This is a genomic window from Marinomonas sp. NPDC078689, assembly GCF_044542435.1.
GTDB lineage: Bacteria > Pseudomonadota > Gammaproteobacteria > Pseudomonadales > Marinomonadaceae > Marinomonas > Marinomonas arenicola.
Genome location: NZ_JBITUJ010000004.1, coordinates 72,056 through 85,928 on the forward strand (window position 1 = coordinate 72,056; position 13,873 = coordinate 85,928).

Annotated in this window: 11 protein-coding genes and 2 tRNA genes; 3 read left to right on the plus strand and 10 right to left on the minus strand. The window is 44.8% G+C overall.

Annotated features, from left to right (window positions below; translation table 11 throughout):
- The first annotated feature begins 35 nt into the window (after nucleotides 1-35).
- A complete protein-coding gene (locus ACIGBN_RS08765; protein ID WP_396664902.1) occupies nucleotides 36-959 on the plus strand; it encodes a Dyp-type peroxidase in 924 nt (307 codons plus the stop codon).
- Between the two features lie 279 nt (nucleotides 960-1,238).
- On the opposite strand, the gene ACIGBN_RS08770 is transcribed toward ACIGBN_RS08765, so the two are convergent.
- The 8 genes from ACIGBN_RS08770 to ACIGBN_RS08805 all read right to left on the minus strand — a co-directional run bounded on the left by ACIGBN_RS08770 (nucleotide 1,239) and on the right by ACIGBN_RS08805 (nucleotide 10,169).
- Complete coding sequence (locus ACIGBN_RS08770) at nucleotides 1,239-3,071, minus strand: SurA N-terminal domain-containing protein (protein WP_396664904.1); 1,833 nt, start codon at nucleotides 3,069-3,071, stop codon at nucleotides 1,239-1,241.
- Nucleotides 3,072-3,149: 78 nt separating this feature from the next.
- Nucleotides 3,150-3,226: transfer RNA gene (locus tag ACIGBN_RS08775), tRNA-Asp, on the minus strand.
- A 7-nt stretch (nucleotides 3,227-3,233) separates the two neighbouring features.
- A complete protein-coding gene (locus ACIGBN_RS08780; RefSeq protein WP_133001325.1) occupies nucleotides 3,234-3,506 on the minus strand; it encodes an HU family DNA-binding protein in 273 nt (90 codons plus the stop codon).
- 126 nt (nucleotides 3,507-3,632) lie between these two features.
- Nucleotides 3,633-6,020, minus strand: coding sequence for an endopeptidase La (gene lon, locus ACIGBN_RS08785; RefSeq protein ID WP_133001326.1), 2,388 nt, complete (start codon nucleotides 6,018-6,020; stop codon nucleotides 3,633-3,635).
- Nucleotides 6,021-6,223: 203 nt separating this feature from the next.
- A complete protein-coding gene (gene clpX / locus ACIGBN_RS08790; RefSeq protein ID WP_133001327.1) occupies nucleotides 6,224-7,504 on the minus strand; it encodes an ATP-dependent protease ATP-binding subunit ClpX in 1,281 nt (426 codons plus the stop codon).
- A 13-nt stretch (nucleotides 7,505-7,517) separates the two neighbouring features.
- Nucleotides 7,518-8,150, minus strand: a complete 633-nt coding sequence (gene clpP, locus ACIGBN_RS08795) for an ATP-dependent Clp endopeptidase proteolytic subunit ClpP (protein ID WP_133001328.1) — start codon at nucleotides 8,148-8,150, stop codon at nucleotides 7,518-7,520.
- 74 nt (nucleotides 8,151-8,224) lie between these two features.
- Entirely contained in the window at nucleotides 8,225-9,553 is a 1,329-nt protein-coding gene (gene tig / locus ACIGBN_RS08800; RefSeq protein WP_133001329.1) for a trigger factor, read from the minus strand.
- 539 nt (nucleotides 9,554-10,092) lie between these two features.
- Nucleotides 10,093-10,169: transfer RNA gene (locus ACIGBN_RS08805), tRNA-Arg, on the minus strand.
- 440 nt (nucleotides 10,170-10,609) lie between these two features.
- On the opposite strand from ACIGBN_RS08805, the gene ACIGBN_RS08810 reads away from it, so the two are divergent.
- Both ACIGBN_RS08810 and ACIGBN_RS08815 read left to right on the plus strand, forming a co-directional pair.
- On the plus strand, nucleotides 10,610-11,452 hold the full coding sequence (locus tag ACIGBN_RS08810; RefSeq protein WP_165942933.1) for a YihY family inner membrane protein: 843 nt from the start codon (nucleotides 10,610-10,612) through the stop codon (nucleotides 11,450-11,452).
- Nucleotides 11,453-11,488: 36 nt separating this feature from the next.
- Nucleotides 11,489-12,040, plus strand: a complete 552-nt coding sequence (locus ACIGBN_RS08815; protein ID WP_133001330.1) for a hypoxanthine-guanine phosphoribosyltransferase — start codon at nucleotides 11,489-11,491, stop codon at nucleotides 12,038-12,040.
- Nucleotides 12,041-12,126: 86 nt separating this feature from the next.
- Here ACIGBN_RS08815 and sthA read toward each other — a convergent pair whose 3' ends face one another.
- Nucleotides 12,127-13,521: a Si-specific NAD(P)(+) transhydrogenase gene (gene sthA / locus ACIGBN_RS08820; RefSeq protein WP_133001331.1), complete on the minus strand. Its 1,395-nt coding sequence runs from the start codon at nucleotides 13,519-13,521 to the stop codon at nucleotides 12,127-12,129.
- A 22-nt stretch (nucleotides 13,522-13,543) separates the two neighbouring features.
- A complete protein-coding gene (gene nqrM / locus ACIGBN_RS08825; protein WP_133001332.1) occupies nucleotides 13,544-13,774 on the minus strand; it encodes a (Na+)-NQR maturation NqrM in 231 nt (76 codons plus the stop codon).
- Between the last annotated feature and the right edge of the window lie 99 nt (nucleotides 13,775-13,873).

A 13,873-nucleotide genomic window follows, 5' to 3' on the forward strand; every position in this document is an offset into this window, starting at 1 on the left:
TTGCGCAGACCCATTTTATGGAGAAAACAGTAACCATGACGCACGCATTTCAAACTGGAATTATCCCAGAAGCATCCAGTGATGCGCTTTTTGTTACTTTCAATCTAGTACGTGATCGTGTGGCGCAAGCGAAACAAGCGCTAGCGGCCTCAACAGACATCATTCAGGCCATTGAACAGCAGTTTCCTGACGCCTCATTGTGCGCCTCTATCGGTTTAAACCACGCTGTCTGGCCGCTTTTTGATGACGCCAAACAGCCTAGTGGCTTAGCCCCATTCCCTCATTTTAAAAACCAATCTGTTGACGTCAATGAAACCGCAGGCGAACTGGTCTTTCATATTCGATCAATGCGCCGAGATGTCACCTTTCAGTTGGCAAACGCCTTGTACCAAGCCTTCGACCAAAGCCTTGAGATAGTAGAAGAAGTCAGCTGTTTTAAATACCTTGATAACCGAGATCTAACCGGTTTTGTCGACGGCACGGAAAACCCAGAAGGCGAACAACGCCAGCAGGTTGCCTTAGTCGGCAAAGAAGACCCTGATTTTGAGCACGGCTCCTACCTAAACTTGATGCGTTTCGTCCACGATTTAGAAAAATGGGAACACCAAGACCTAAAGAGCCAAGAAGACGTTTATGGCCGTACTAAATACGCCAACGAAGAATACCCGTCTGCACAAAAATCGCCTCATGCTCACACCAAACGAACCTCGTTAAAAGACGCTAATGGTCAATCGTTAGAAATATTGCGTCATAGCATGCCCTTTGCGTCACTAACGGAAAAAGGCTTGATGTTCGCCAGCTACAGCAAAACGCCAAGCGTATTTAACCTAATGCTAGAAAGCATGATCAAGGGCGACGAAGAAGGTCATACCGACCACTTAATGAAGTTCACCACGGCACACACAGGCAACGCATTTTTTATTCCTCCGACCAGCTGGCTCGCCTCTCTCGCTGACTAGCCTCTCCCTTTCCAACACCCCAGCGACACCACACACGGTCGCTGGTTTGCCTTTCCTCCTCCTTTTCCTTGGCCATTTTGTTTCCTTCCACTGTTATGAGCCCTCATCTTTACGAGCACTGACCTTCGAGAGCACTGACTTTCAAGGGCACTGGCCTGCCACAGCACTCACTGCGGCTAAAACAGCGACCTAACCACGCCATTAAACCGACTGCGTATTATTCGCGCAAAAAAAGGGCCGCTCAATGAGCGGCCCTTTTAGTCTAAAAAGACGAGAATATTACAGCGCTGTACGCTCAATATCCGCATTGTCTTCTAACAATTTCTGTTGCGCTTGCGTACTCATGGTCGCTTCTGTTTGATTCAGGTAGCTTTCATACGCCTGTTTTTGGCTGTCTGTCGCTTCTTCAGAGCCCGCTGCCACCTTGTTCAAACGAATCAAGGTAAGATCACCATTCGTTAAGGTTTTCACCTCAACCACTGGCTTGTCTTTTGGATGCGGCATAGTGAACACCAAAGACGTCACTTCATCTTGTCCACGCTTAGCCGAAACAACGCTCTTCCATTTAGTGCTAGACGCTGTTTTTGCCGCCTCTGCTTTCGCTTTAAGCGAAGCCACGGCTTTTTCTTGAACCACTTTAGAGGTCACTGCTGCTTTCGCATCAGCAAACGACTGCACAGCTTCTTCTTTATGATCTTTCAGATGAATAACAACGACTTCATCGTCATTCACTTCAATAAGATCACTGTTTTGATCATCTTTAAGAACCGTATCGCCAAAAGCAGCATTGATCACAGCAGGGTTGCTTGTTAATGCATCTGAGCCACCTTGACGGCTAAAGTAATCACTGGTCTGTACCTTAACGCCATACTCTTTCGCTAACGCGTCTAACTGATCACTGGCGTAAGCCAGATCCGTAATGTCTTCATGAGCCCCTAACAAGGCATCACGGGTTTTGCTTGCGATAAGCGATTTTTCTAACTCGGCTTTTTTGTCTGCAAAACTTGGTACTTTAGCCTCAGAAATGGCATTTAGTTTGATCAAATGGAATCCAAATTTTGTTTCCACTGACGCCACATCGCCTTTCTTCATACTAAACAAGGTGTCTTCAAACGGTTTTAACATGGACCCCTTGGCAATATAGCCCAACTCACCACCTGAGTTTTTAGAACCAATGTCATCCGAGTACTGTTTTGCAAGATCCGCAAATTTTGCACCCGCGGCCAACTTGGCTTTGACTTCCGCCAAACGCGCTTTTGCTTCAGCTTCAGTGCGACTTGATGTGTCAATCAGGATATGTGACGCATCACGCTCTTCTTTCGCTGCACCCGCTGTGAATGCCTTGTAAGCGTCCTGCAGCTCAGCGTCCGTCACTTTTACCTTGTTATTAAAATCAGATGATTTAATCACAACGTAATCTACTTTTACTTCTTCTGGCGTTTTGAAATCGCTCTGATGAGCATCATAGTAGGCTTTTAACTCTGCATCAGAGATGTTTGTATTCTCAGCTTCATCCGCTAAAGAAAACTCAACGTAATCGTAAGAACGCTCTTGTGTCTGCAATTGAGCAATACTGTTTACCTGATAAGGTAGAACAAACTCAGACCCAGCAATCGCATTTCGTGTCTGCTGAATCAAGATATCTTCTTTAATTCGATTTTTAAACGCTAATGGCGTATAGCCTAAAGAATTAATAAAGCTTAAATATTTGGTTTGGTCGAATTTACCATCCGTTTGGAATTGCCCAGCTTGCAACAGGTAGGCATTCACTTGCTCATCAGACACACCCAGATCAAGCGCTGTCGCTTGATTGCTTAGCAGTGCACGCTGAATAAGTTCATTGATAGCACGGCTCTGCAGGACATTCTCTTGTAACAATGCAGGGTTTACGTTGCCACCCATCATAGAAATTAGCTGGCGACGCTGAGTTTCAGCACCTTGAAGCATTTGTGTACGAGTAATGTCCGTACCATCTACTTCCGCCACTTTATCGTTTGAATTAAAACTTTGAACTAAGGCATCGACGCCAAATAGAGCAAAAGTCACGACAATAAAGCCTACGATGATCTTTACCACAATGCCTTGCGACTTATCTCTTATATCTTGGAGCATTATGCCTCCGAATGAATGAATGATATTTCGTAAATAAAAAAGGTGCATTCCGCTTGGAATACACCTTTTTGTGTCTAATGGCGGAACAGACGGGACTCGAACCCGCGACCCCCTGCGTGACAGGCAGGTATTCTAACCAACTGAACTACTGCTCCTGATTCATTAGTTTACGGCGTCTTTAAGACCTTTACCGGCCTTGAAGCCAGGAACCTTAGCCGCTTTAATTTGAATTTCCGCGCCAGTTTGAGGATTACGGCCAGTACGTGCCGCACGCTCTTTAACCGCAAAAGTACCAAAACCTACCAATGTTACTTGATCACCTTTTGACAAAGCCTCTTCAATTGCTTTTAGAGTCGCATCAAGTGCATTGCTTGCAGAAGCTTTAGATAGGTCTGCAGATGCTGCGATAGCATCAATCAGTTCAGATTTATTCACGCTTTACCCCTTCAGTATTATCGTGGTTCCTTTAGAATTATTTTCGGCGCTGTATAAAAGCCTACCGACAAGGTCGAGCCAAAGTTATACAAGCCCTCCCTACCCCTTGTCAACACGGGGTTTAGCCTAATGATGACTCACAGTTTCTTGTTCATCAACAGTTTTTTCCTTTGAAGCCAAGGTTTCTTCCTTTTTTGGTGAAGGAATGTACTCTAAAGCAATATCTAGGACTTCATCAATCCATTTTACCGGAATAACTTTCATATCGGCCTTAATATTATCTGGAATCTCTTTCAAGTCACGCGCATTCTCTTGAGGAATAATGACCGTTTTAATTCCCCCTCTATGAGCCGCTAAGAGCTTCTCTTTAAGACCACCAATAGGCAACACCTCTCCACGCAAGGTAATCTCACCTGTCATCGCCACAGACGCTTTAACAGGGATCTTTGCCAACACAGAAACAATGGCAGTACACATGGCGATACCCGCACTCGGGCCATCTTTTGGTGTCGCCCCTTCCGGCACGTGCAAATGCAGGTCTGTTTTTTCATGGAAATCAGCATCGATACCCAAACCTACCGCTCGACTTCTCACCACTGTCAAAGCCGCCTGAATGGATTCTTGCATCACATCCCCTAACGAGCCCGTTTTCACATGACGACCCTTACCGGCCACGCCAGCGGCTTCAATCGTCAATAATTCACCACCAACCGAGGTCCAAGCTAAACCTGTCACCTGCCCGATTTGGTTTTTCTCTTCTGCTTTGCCGTAACTGAACTTACGAACACCAGAAAAATCTTCCAGATTCTCAGACGTCACAGCCACTGCATCGGCTTTTTTACTCAAGGTTTGCTGTTTGATCACACGACGGCAAATCTTGCTCAGCTCACGCTCTAGGCCACGTACACCGGCTTCTTTGGTGTAATAACGAATCACATCCATTAACGCCTCGTCAGAGACTTGGATTTCTTTCTCTTTCAAGCCCGCCAACTTAATTTGCTTAGGCAATAAGTAGCGCTTGGCAATGTTCAATTTTTCGTCTTCGGTATAACCTGGAATACGAATGACTTCCATACGATCCAACAGAGGGCCCGGAATGTTCATGCTGTTAGAAGTACAGATAAACATCACGTCAGACAGATCATAGTCCACTTCTAAATAATGATCGCTAAAGGTATGGTTTTGCTCTGGATCCAAGACTTCAAGCAAGGCTGACGCTGGGTCACCGCGCTGATCCATCCCCATCTTGTCGATTTCATCCAACAAGAAAAGAGGGTTTTTAACTTTGATTTTAGCCAGTTTTTGCAACAATTTACCCGGCATAGAACCAATGTAAGTACGACGATGACCGCGAATTTCCGCTTCATCGCGAACCCCGCCTAACGCCATGCGAACGTATTTACGATTGACCGCTTTGGCAATGGACTGACCCAAGGAGGTCTTACCTACCCCAGGCGGCCCAACCAAACACAAAACCGGTCCTTTGACCTTTTTCACACGCTGCTGCACCGCCAAAAACTCAAGGATGCGTTCTTTTACATCCTGCAAGCCGTAATGGTCTTGGTTCAGAATTTTTTCCGCATACGCCAGATCGTTACGTACCTTGCTGCGTTTTTTCCATGGTAGGGAAATCAACCAGTCAATATAGCCACGCACCACCGTCGCTTCTGCAGACATTGGCGACATCATGCGTAACTTTTTCAATTCCGCTTCGGCTTTTTCAGTCGCTTCTGGAGACATGCCCGCTTCTTCGACTTTTTCTTGCAGAATATCAAGCTCACTGCCACCGTCTTCCATGTCGCCAAGTTCTTTCTGAATCGCCTTCATTTGCTCATTCAGATAATACTCGCGCTGGCTTTTCTCCATCTGCTTCTTAACACGACTGCGAATATTCTTTTCAAGATGAGCAATGTCTAACTCGCCATCCATCAAAGAAATTAAGTATTCACCACGGGCGGTTAACGACTTGATCTCTAAGACTTGCTGTTTGTCTTCAAGCTTAAGGCTCATGTGACCTGTAATGCTATCAATCAACTTAGAAAGGTCATCAATCGATTTTACTGATGTGACCACTTCAGCAGGGATACGCTTACTTCCCGCGACATATTCGTCTAGCTGTTTTAGCAAAGCACCGCGAATAGCACTGTACTCGGATTCATTTTCTTCTTCTGCTTCAAGCGCCATAATGCGACCAGAAACATACTCTTCACCTTCCTCAATAGCATCAAGGCGCGCACGTGAGCCGCCTTCAACAAGCACTTTAACGGTGCCATCAGGAAGTCGTAATAACTGCATTACTTTGGCAGTGGTACCAATAGAATAAAGATCCTCAAGCTGCGGATCGTCTTTAGAAGCATCTTGTTGGGCAACCAAAAACACATATTTATCATTTTCCATTGCCGCTTCAAGTGCAGCGATAGACTTTGCGCGGCCAACAAACAATGGCAACACCATATGAGGGTAAACAACCACATCGCGCAATGGCAGCATGGGCATCATTGAAAATTTTGACATATTTATATCCAATCTGGGCGCAATATACCGCGCACTTTCATTTCATTCTTTGATTAGGAAAGAGATAAGGACAATAATAAAAAAAACAACCGTATCAGCACGTTGAATTCAGTGTACATGCAGTTTTTGAATCTAACACTAAAAAAAAAGCCGAGTTCGAATAGAATATTCAAACTCGGCTTTCGCAGTAAGTCAGACAGAAATTAGCCGTTTTTCGCTAATTCTTCTTTTTCCAACACCATCAAAGGTGCAGATTCACCTTTCATAGAGGCGGCGTCCATCACTACTTTTGACACATCACTGCGTGCAGGAAGGTCGTACATGCAATCCAACAAAGCGGATTCCAAAATACTACGCAAACCACGAGCACCGGTTTTTCGCTCCAATGCCAATGCAGCCGCTTCTTTTAGCGCTTCTGGTGTAAATTCAAGTTCCACACCTTCTAGCTCAAACAGATGCTGATACTGCTTAGTCAGCGCATTCTTAGGCTGGCTAAGAATGGTAACCAATGCTTCTTCATCAAGCTCTGACAAGGTAGCAACCACTGGCAAACGACCGACAAACTCAGGGATCAAACCGAATTTAACAAGGTCTTCTGTCTCAACTTGGTGAACCGCTTCAGAGAAAGATCGACCCTCTTCTTTGCTTTTCACTTTGGCTGAGAAACCAATACTACTTTTTTCTGTACGCTCACTAATAACGCGCTCTAGGCCAGCAAATGCACCGCCACAGATAAACAGAATATTTGAAGTATCTACTTGCAAAAACTCTTGCTGAGGATGCTTACGCCCACCTTGTGGAGGCACAGACGCAACAGTTCCTTCAATCAACTTCAATAGCGCCTGCTGAACACCTTCACCAGACACATCACGTGTAATCGATGGGTTATCAGACTTGCGTGAGATTTTATCAATCTCATCAATATAGACGATACCGCGCTGCGCTTTCTCTACATCGTAATCACAGCTTTGAAGCAATTTCTGGATAATGTTTTCAACATCTTCACCCACATAACCTGCTTCTGTTAGCGTAGTGGCATCCGCAATCGTAAACGGCACATCCAACACGCGAGCAAGCGTTTGAGCTAACAAGGTTTTACCACTACCAGTAGGACCAATCAGGAGAATGTTACTCTTACCTAATTCAATATTATTGTCGGTCTTACCTTGGTGACGCAAACGCTTGTAATGGTTATAAACCGCTACCGCCAAGACGCGCTTCGCACGATCCTGACCAATAACATATTCATCCAAAGACGCACTTAATTTAGCCGGTGTTGGCAGCTCATCACTGGCCTCACCTGGCGTATCGCCTTGCAATAACTCTTGAGTAATAATGTTGTTGCATAGATCAACACATTCATTACAAATATAGACCGAAGGCCCTGCAATCAGCTTCTTAACTTCGTCTTGGCTCTTTCCGCAGAAAGAACAATATAATAGCCGATCAGAGTGGTCGCCACGGCTAAACTTATCATCCGACATTTATTCCACCCTTTTAAACCGTACGTTTTTGTAAAATTTCATCAATCAGACCGTACTCTTTCGCCGTTTCAGGATTCATAAAGTTGTCTCGATCTGTATCGATGGCAACTTGCTCAATTGGCTTACCGGTATGAAACGAAATGATCTCATTCAATTTATGCTTAATGCTCAAAATTTCACGAGTATGAATTTCAATATCAGACGCTTGCCCCTGATACCCACCAAGAGGTTGGTGAATCATCACACGTGAATTTGGCAAGCAATAACGCTTACCTTCAGCACCCGCAGTAAGAAGAAGCGCACCCATACTTGCTGCTTGACCAATACACATGGTGCTCACATCTGGTTTGATGAACTGCATAGTATCATAAATTGACATGCCCGCTGTGACCGATCCACCTGGTGAATTGATGTATAGGTGAATGTCTTTATCTGGGTTTTCAGATTCCAAAAACAACAACTGAGCCACAACAAGGTTCGCCATGTGATCTTCTACTTGGCCAACTAAAAAGATAACGCGCTCTTTTAATAATCGCGAATAAATATCAAACGATCTTTCTCCACGAGCTGTCTGTTCAATTACCATTGGAACCAGACCGTTACTTGTGATGGCAACCGGGCCTGTCGTTGGATTAGTCAAATTCATATCACATTCCTTAAAACAAAAAAGCCGACATAACTAATGCTATGTCGGCCTTATTTAAAAAGATAAGAAGAATCTTATGCTTCTTGCCCTTCTTTTTCAGCTTGGGCTTCTGGCTTGATAGCGTCTTCATAACCCAAAGTTACATCAGTAATTTGAGCTGTTTCTAACAGTTTATCAACAACTTGCTCTTCAAGTACAGCAGATTGAACTTGTGATAGCTGCTCTTTGTTCTTCAAGTAGTAATCGATAACTTGTTGTGGCTCTTGGTAAGATTGAGCCATGTCTTCTAGGAAGGCACGAACACGATCATCATCCACTTTAAGATCGTTTTGCTTGATAACTTCAGAAATTAGCAAACCAAGTTTAGCGCGTTTTGTCGCTTCGTCTTGGAACAATTCTGCAGGCAATTGGGAAGCGTCAAAACCTTGACCGCCAAACTGCTGAGCCGCTTGCTTACGCAATGCATCAACTTCTTGATCAACCAAAGCAGAAGGCACTTGCACGTCACCGTTGATAGACAATAAACCATCAAACAATGCGTTTTTCAATTTTGCTTTAACCGCTTGGTTTAACTCGCGATCCATGTTTTTGCGAACTTCAGCACGAAGCGCTTCAACAGTCGCTTCTTCTAGACCGAATTTTTCAACAAAAGCGTCGTTCAATTCAGGAACGATTTGTTCAGCAACTTCTGCAACGGTAATTTTGAACGTTGCTTCTTTGCCTTTCAAATTCTCTGCTTGGTAATCTTCTGGGAAAGTAACAGAGATAGTACGCTCTTCAGACGCTTTAGCGCCCAAGATGCCTGTTTCAAAGCCAGGAATCATTGTGTTAGAGCCAAGTACTAGTTTGTGACCTTCTGCAGCGCCACCTTCAAATGCTTCGTCACCTAGGTAACCAACAAAATCGATGGTTACTTGGTCGCCGTCTGCAGCTTCACGCTCAACAGCGGCCCAATCAGCATTTTGCTTACGCAATGTTTCAAGCATGGTATCAACATCAGCGTCTGTTACGTCAGAGCTAACACGATTTACAGTGATAGCAGAGGCATCAGCCAATGTGATTTCAGGGTAAACCTCTACTTTAGCAACAAACTCTAAATCTTCACCTTCAGCGAAGTTTTTAGGCTCAATTGCAGGCATACCAGCAGGTTGCAATTCTTCTTTTTGAAGTGCTTCCATGTAAGCGTCACGCATGATTTGCTCAACCGCTTCCATACGAATGCCTTGGCCGTAGCGTTTTTTAACAACACTTACTGGCACTTTACCTTTACGAAAACCGTCAATGCGAACTGTTTTCGCTGTTTTTGCCACTTCGGCACTTACTTTTTCTTCGATACGAGCAGCTGGAACACTGATGGTAAGAACGCGCTCGATTGGAGACGTTGTCTCTACAGAAACTTGCATAAAACTTCCTCTCGGGAACTTGCTTTATTTGCCGGCGTTGTTGCGCGAAGCGCAACCCAATAGTGACCAACAAAACCTAGTTTAAACGTGCAAAATAATGCATTAAAAGCCTGTACACAGAACACTTTGAATCGCCTGCAAAACGCAGCAAACATAAACCCAAAACACCCTACAATTTAAGCGTAATGATCACGCTCTCACAGTCGCCAGCTCCAAATGACTGAACTCACTGTTTACAGTACTTTCAACGTATACTTCACTGAAAATTGTGGCGGTATGTTAATGAAGGATAACTAAGGAGTCAAACCCTTTATCAAAACGCCGAATGAACAGACTTGCCGCACTCATTGAATTCGAGAACCACGGGCAACCCATAAAAAAACACACAGACTGATTTGGCAACAGACAAAAGCGTTAAAGAAGAAAGGAAAACACTCAATTAATCGAGCTATATAGACAAACACACGAAAAGGGGAATTCTCTTGATGAGAAACTCTGTTAAAGAGCACGACTAAGAATAAGGGCAGATCATTGCGAAATGGTAGGCCAGGCAGGATTCGAACCCGCGACCACCCGCTTAGAAGGCGGGTGCTCTATCCAACTGAGCTACTGGCCCACTGCAATTTCCGCGATATTATACGCTTACAAAAAACATAAAGCTATACAGAATAAAACGACATTCCACATAAAGCCAAAATCTCTATTTCATTGATAAATAGAGCATTCATTGTCATTTGTATGGTGCGCTATTATAGGGATGGATTACTTGTCGTCAACTGATAGGCATAAAAAAAGCCCAGATAAACTGGGCTAAAAATGACTTTTCGTCACCAAGGAACCGAGAATAGACAAAACATACGTTTTGTTATTCATCAGAACAAATATCACAAAAGGAACGAGATCCATATTAGCATAAAAGAGCGCGAACACAATGGACTCTCACCAAAATAGAGCGACTTGCACTGTTATTGTGCAATGTGCAACAACACCCTACTCCACTGTCTAATTCATGACGAATTATGCTATCGTCACCCTATATTATTGACGGAGACCCCCATGCTAAAGCGCCCCCAATTCAACGTCCAAACAGCTGCAATGTACTGGCGCGAGACATGGAAACAATTCCAACAAAGCCATTTAACCCAAAGAGCGGCCCAACTCACCCTATCCAGCCTATTAGCCGCCGTCCCCATCATCACTATCATCATTGGGATTCTAGGGTTCACTCCTGCCTTACAGCACATGCAAACGCAGTTTTTTGACTTCATCGAGTCTCACCTGACTGCCGGCACCAGTGATGCCATTTTCCCCTACTTACTCAAGTTTTCGGAACAAACCAAAAACCTACCCGCCGCGGGCTTAGTCGCCTTGGTCTTTACCGCACTCTTACTATTGAACTCTTTTGAAGACAGCGTTCAATCCATCTGGAACATCAAAAAGAAACGCAAAGTACGCGAAAGGCTGCTCACTTACTGGGCAATGCTAACGCTAGGGCCGATTTTATTGGCCGCCTCCTTGAGCCTATCTGGCACCATGCTGTCTTTTCAAATTCGCGACATCGAGCCCAACACCTGGATCAGCAATCTATTAAGCTTTGGGCGCATTGCTATGTACTTTCTCATATTACTGACTCTTAACTTTTTAACACCCAACACCGAGGTGTCCCTCAAGCTCGCCTCTATTGCATCCTTATTCGGCGCCATCGCCCTCTTTATTTTAAATACGATATTCAGCCGCTTTGCCCACTTCTTCAGTTCCTACCAAGTGGTTTATGGCGCCTTCGCCGCCCTTCCCATCTTTTTGATCTGGCTGCAGTCCCTTTGGGTTATCATTCTGGCGTCAACTTGCTTGTGCGCCAGCATCCATAAAATTAAAAACTTAGCATCTGGTCAAGATTAGGTTAAAATCACGCGATCATTACAAGCAGAGTTACTTATGATCAACAAAATCAACGATCTAAATACCATTTTAGATGAGTCCGACTGCCTTATCGATGCTCAGCAAATCGACACCGCTTTAGATAGCATGGCAAAACAAATCACCACCGACCTAGCAGATAAGCTGCCGCTTGTTATTTGCGTAATGAATGGCGGATTGATTCCGACCGCAGCCTTGATCGAGCGCTTGTCGTTTCCTATTGAGCTGGACTATGTTCACGCCTCACGCTACGGCATGGAAACCGAAGGAACCAATCTGAAGTGGATGAGCTACCCTCAGACAGACATCAGCGGCAGAGACGTCTTGATTGTTGATGATATTTTCGATCAAGGACACACCTTGCAAGCCATCATCGAATGGTTTGAAGCACAGGGCGCAAACAGCGTGTTTTCCGCTACGATCGTTAATAAACTTCACGATCGCAAAGTAGACATGACCCCTGATTACATTGGCCTAGACGTTGAAGACCGCTTCTTATTCGGCTTCGGCATGGACTACAAGGGTGCATTCAGAAACCTGAAAGGCATTTATGCCATCAAAGGCAGCTAATCGCCCCCTTTGATCCCACCCAGAACCAACAAAAAAAGGCATTCACCCGCAAGAGTGAATGCCTTTTTTATGAACGGTAAACGACCTTAGAAAACGCGATTAAAGCCGTTTAGCGCAGCAACACGATACGCTTCTGCCATCGTTGGATAGTTAAACGTTGTGTTCAAAAAGTATTTCAACGAGTTCTGCTCACCTGGCTGCTTCATAATCGCCTGGCCAATGTGAACAATCTCTGACGCTTGGTCACCAAAACAATGGATCCCTAAGATCTCTAAGCTTTCACGATGGAAAAGTATTTTTAACATACCCACCGCTTCACCCGTAATCTGCGCGCGCGCCGTGTTTTTAAAGAAAGCACGACCCACTTCGTAAGGCACTTTTTCCGCCGTCAATTCCGCTTCCGTTTTACCGATAGAACTGATTTCTGGAATGGTGTAAATCCCGGTTGGCACTTCACTGATAAAGTGACCACCTTGAATACCAAACATATTGGCCGCTACCGCTCGACCTTGGTCGTAAGCAGCACTTGCCAAACTTGGCCAGCCGATCACATCACCCGCTGCATAGACGTTCTCAACTTGCGTTTGATACGTATCGTTAACCGCCAGTTGACCACGACCATTAGCTTCCAAACCAATGCTGTCCAGACCCAAAGAATCCGTATTGCCAGAGCGACCATTACAAAACAATAACGCATCGGCACGCAATTTCTTGCCAGACGCCATGTTCATCACAACACCACGCTCCGTGGTTTCCACAGACTCATAGGTCTCATTGTGGCGAATCAAGACACCACCATCGCGCAAGTGATAACTCAAGGCATCGGTGATTTCATCGTCCAAGAAGCTTAACAATTTCTTACCTGGGTTGATCAACTCAACACGCACACCCAAGCCACAGAAAATAGACGCGTACTCACAGCCGATCACACCCGCACCGTAAATAATCAAAGATCGCGGCGTGTGACTCAAACTCAGAATAGTATCAGAGCAATAAATTCGAGGATGCGTGAAGTCAATGTTCGCAGGACGATAAGGACGCGAACCTGTTGCAATGACCACTTTTTCTGCCACCAACAACTCTGGACCACGTTCGTAGGTATTCACCTCAATGGTGTTTGCGTCTTTAAACTTACCACGACCAAAATAGATATCGATGCGGTTACGAGCGTAATATTCAGTACGACCCATTACCTGCTTATCAATGACTTTATTAGCTCTGTCTAATACCTTAGGAAAAGAAAACCAACGAGGCTCACCAATATCACGAAACATCGGATTTGTATTAAAGGCGATAATCTCTTTTACAGCGTGACGCAAGGCTTTTGATGGGATTGTTCCTAGGTGCGTACAACTCCCTCCGACTTGTGGACTAGCCTCAACAACTGCCACTTTTTTTCCTGCCTTGGCCGCATTCATAGCAGCGCCTTCACCAGCAGGGCCGGTACCTAGCACCACGACATCGTAATGTCTTGTCGTCATAGTATCCTCTTTAAAAATTCATTTACTTAGACGCGTCGTAAAACGTTTCACTTGAAGCGCTTTTGGAAGCTGTTTTTTCTTCTTTTTCGCATTTGCCTTTGTCGCCACCACAGATATCACAAGCAACTTCCATACCCAAAGCACTCATACCACCACAGGAACCAGCAATCGGCTTTCTTCCCATAATGACACCAATGGCCATAGCCGCCACCAACAACAACATAAGCGCAAACGCCAAAACAATCGTCAACATACTCTCTCTCCAAAAAACGAGGGCAGCAGTACCACCATCGTAAACTTAAAACTGTGTTGAGGCGTTCATCACAACGCCAATTGATCCTCTTACACCTTA

Coding starts and splice junctions, on each gene's coding strand:
- ACIGBN_RS08765 (WP_396664902.1), top strand. CDS start 36: ATGACGCACGCATTTCAAACTGGAATTATCCCAGAAGCATCCAGTGAT.
- sthA (WP_133001331.1), bottom strand. CDS start 13,521: ATGACGACAAGACATTACGATGTCGTGGTGCTAGGTACCGGCCCTGCT.
- ACIGBN_RS08770 (WP_396664904.1), bottom strand. CDS start 3,071: ATGCTCCAAGATATAAGAGATAAGTCGCAAGGCATTGTGGTAAAGATC.
- ACIGBN_RS08810 (WP_165942933.1), top strand. CDS start 10,610: ATGCTAAAGCGCCCCCAATTCAACGTCCAAACAGCTGCAATGTACTGG.
- nqrM (WP_133001332.1), bottom strand. CDS start 13,774: ATGTTGACGATTGTTTTGGCGTTTGCGCTTATGTTGTTGTTGGTGGCG.
- lon (WP_133001326.1), bottom strand. CDS start 6,020: ATGTCAAAATTTTCAATGATGCCCATGCTGCCATTGCGCGATGTGGTT.
- clpP (WP_133001328.1), bottom strand. CDS start 8,150: ATGAATTTGACTAATCCAACGACAGGCCCGGTTGCCATCACAAGTAAC.
- clpX (WP_133001327.1), bottom strand. CDS start 7,504: ATGTCGGATGATAAGTTTAGCCGTGGCGACCACTCTGATCGGCTATTA.
- tig (WP_133001329.1), bottom strand. CDS start 9,553: ATGCAAGTTTCTGTAGAGACAACGTCTCCAATCGAGCGCGTTCTTACC.
- ACIGBN_RS08815 (WP_133001330.1), top strand. CDS start 11,489: ATGATCAACAAAATCAACGATCTAAATACCATTTTAGATGAGTCCGAC.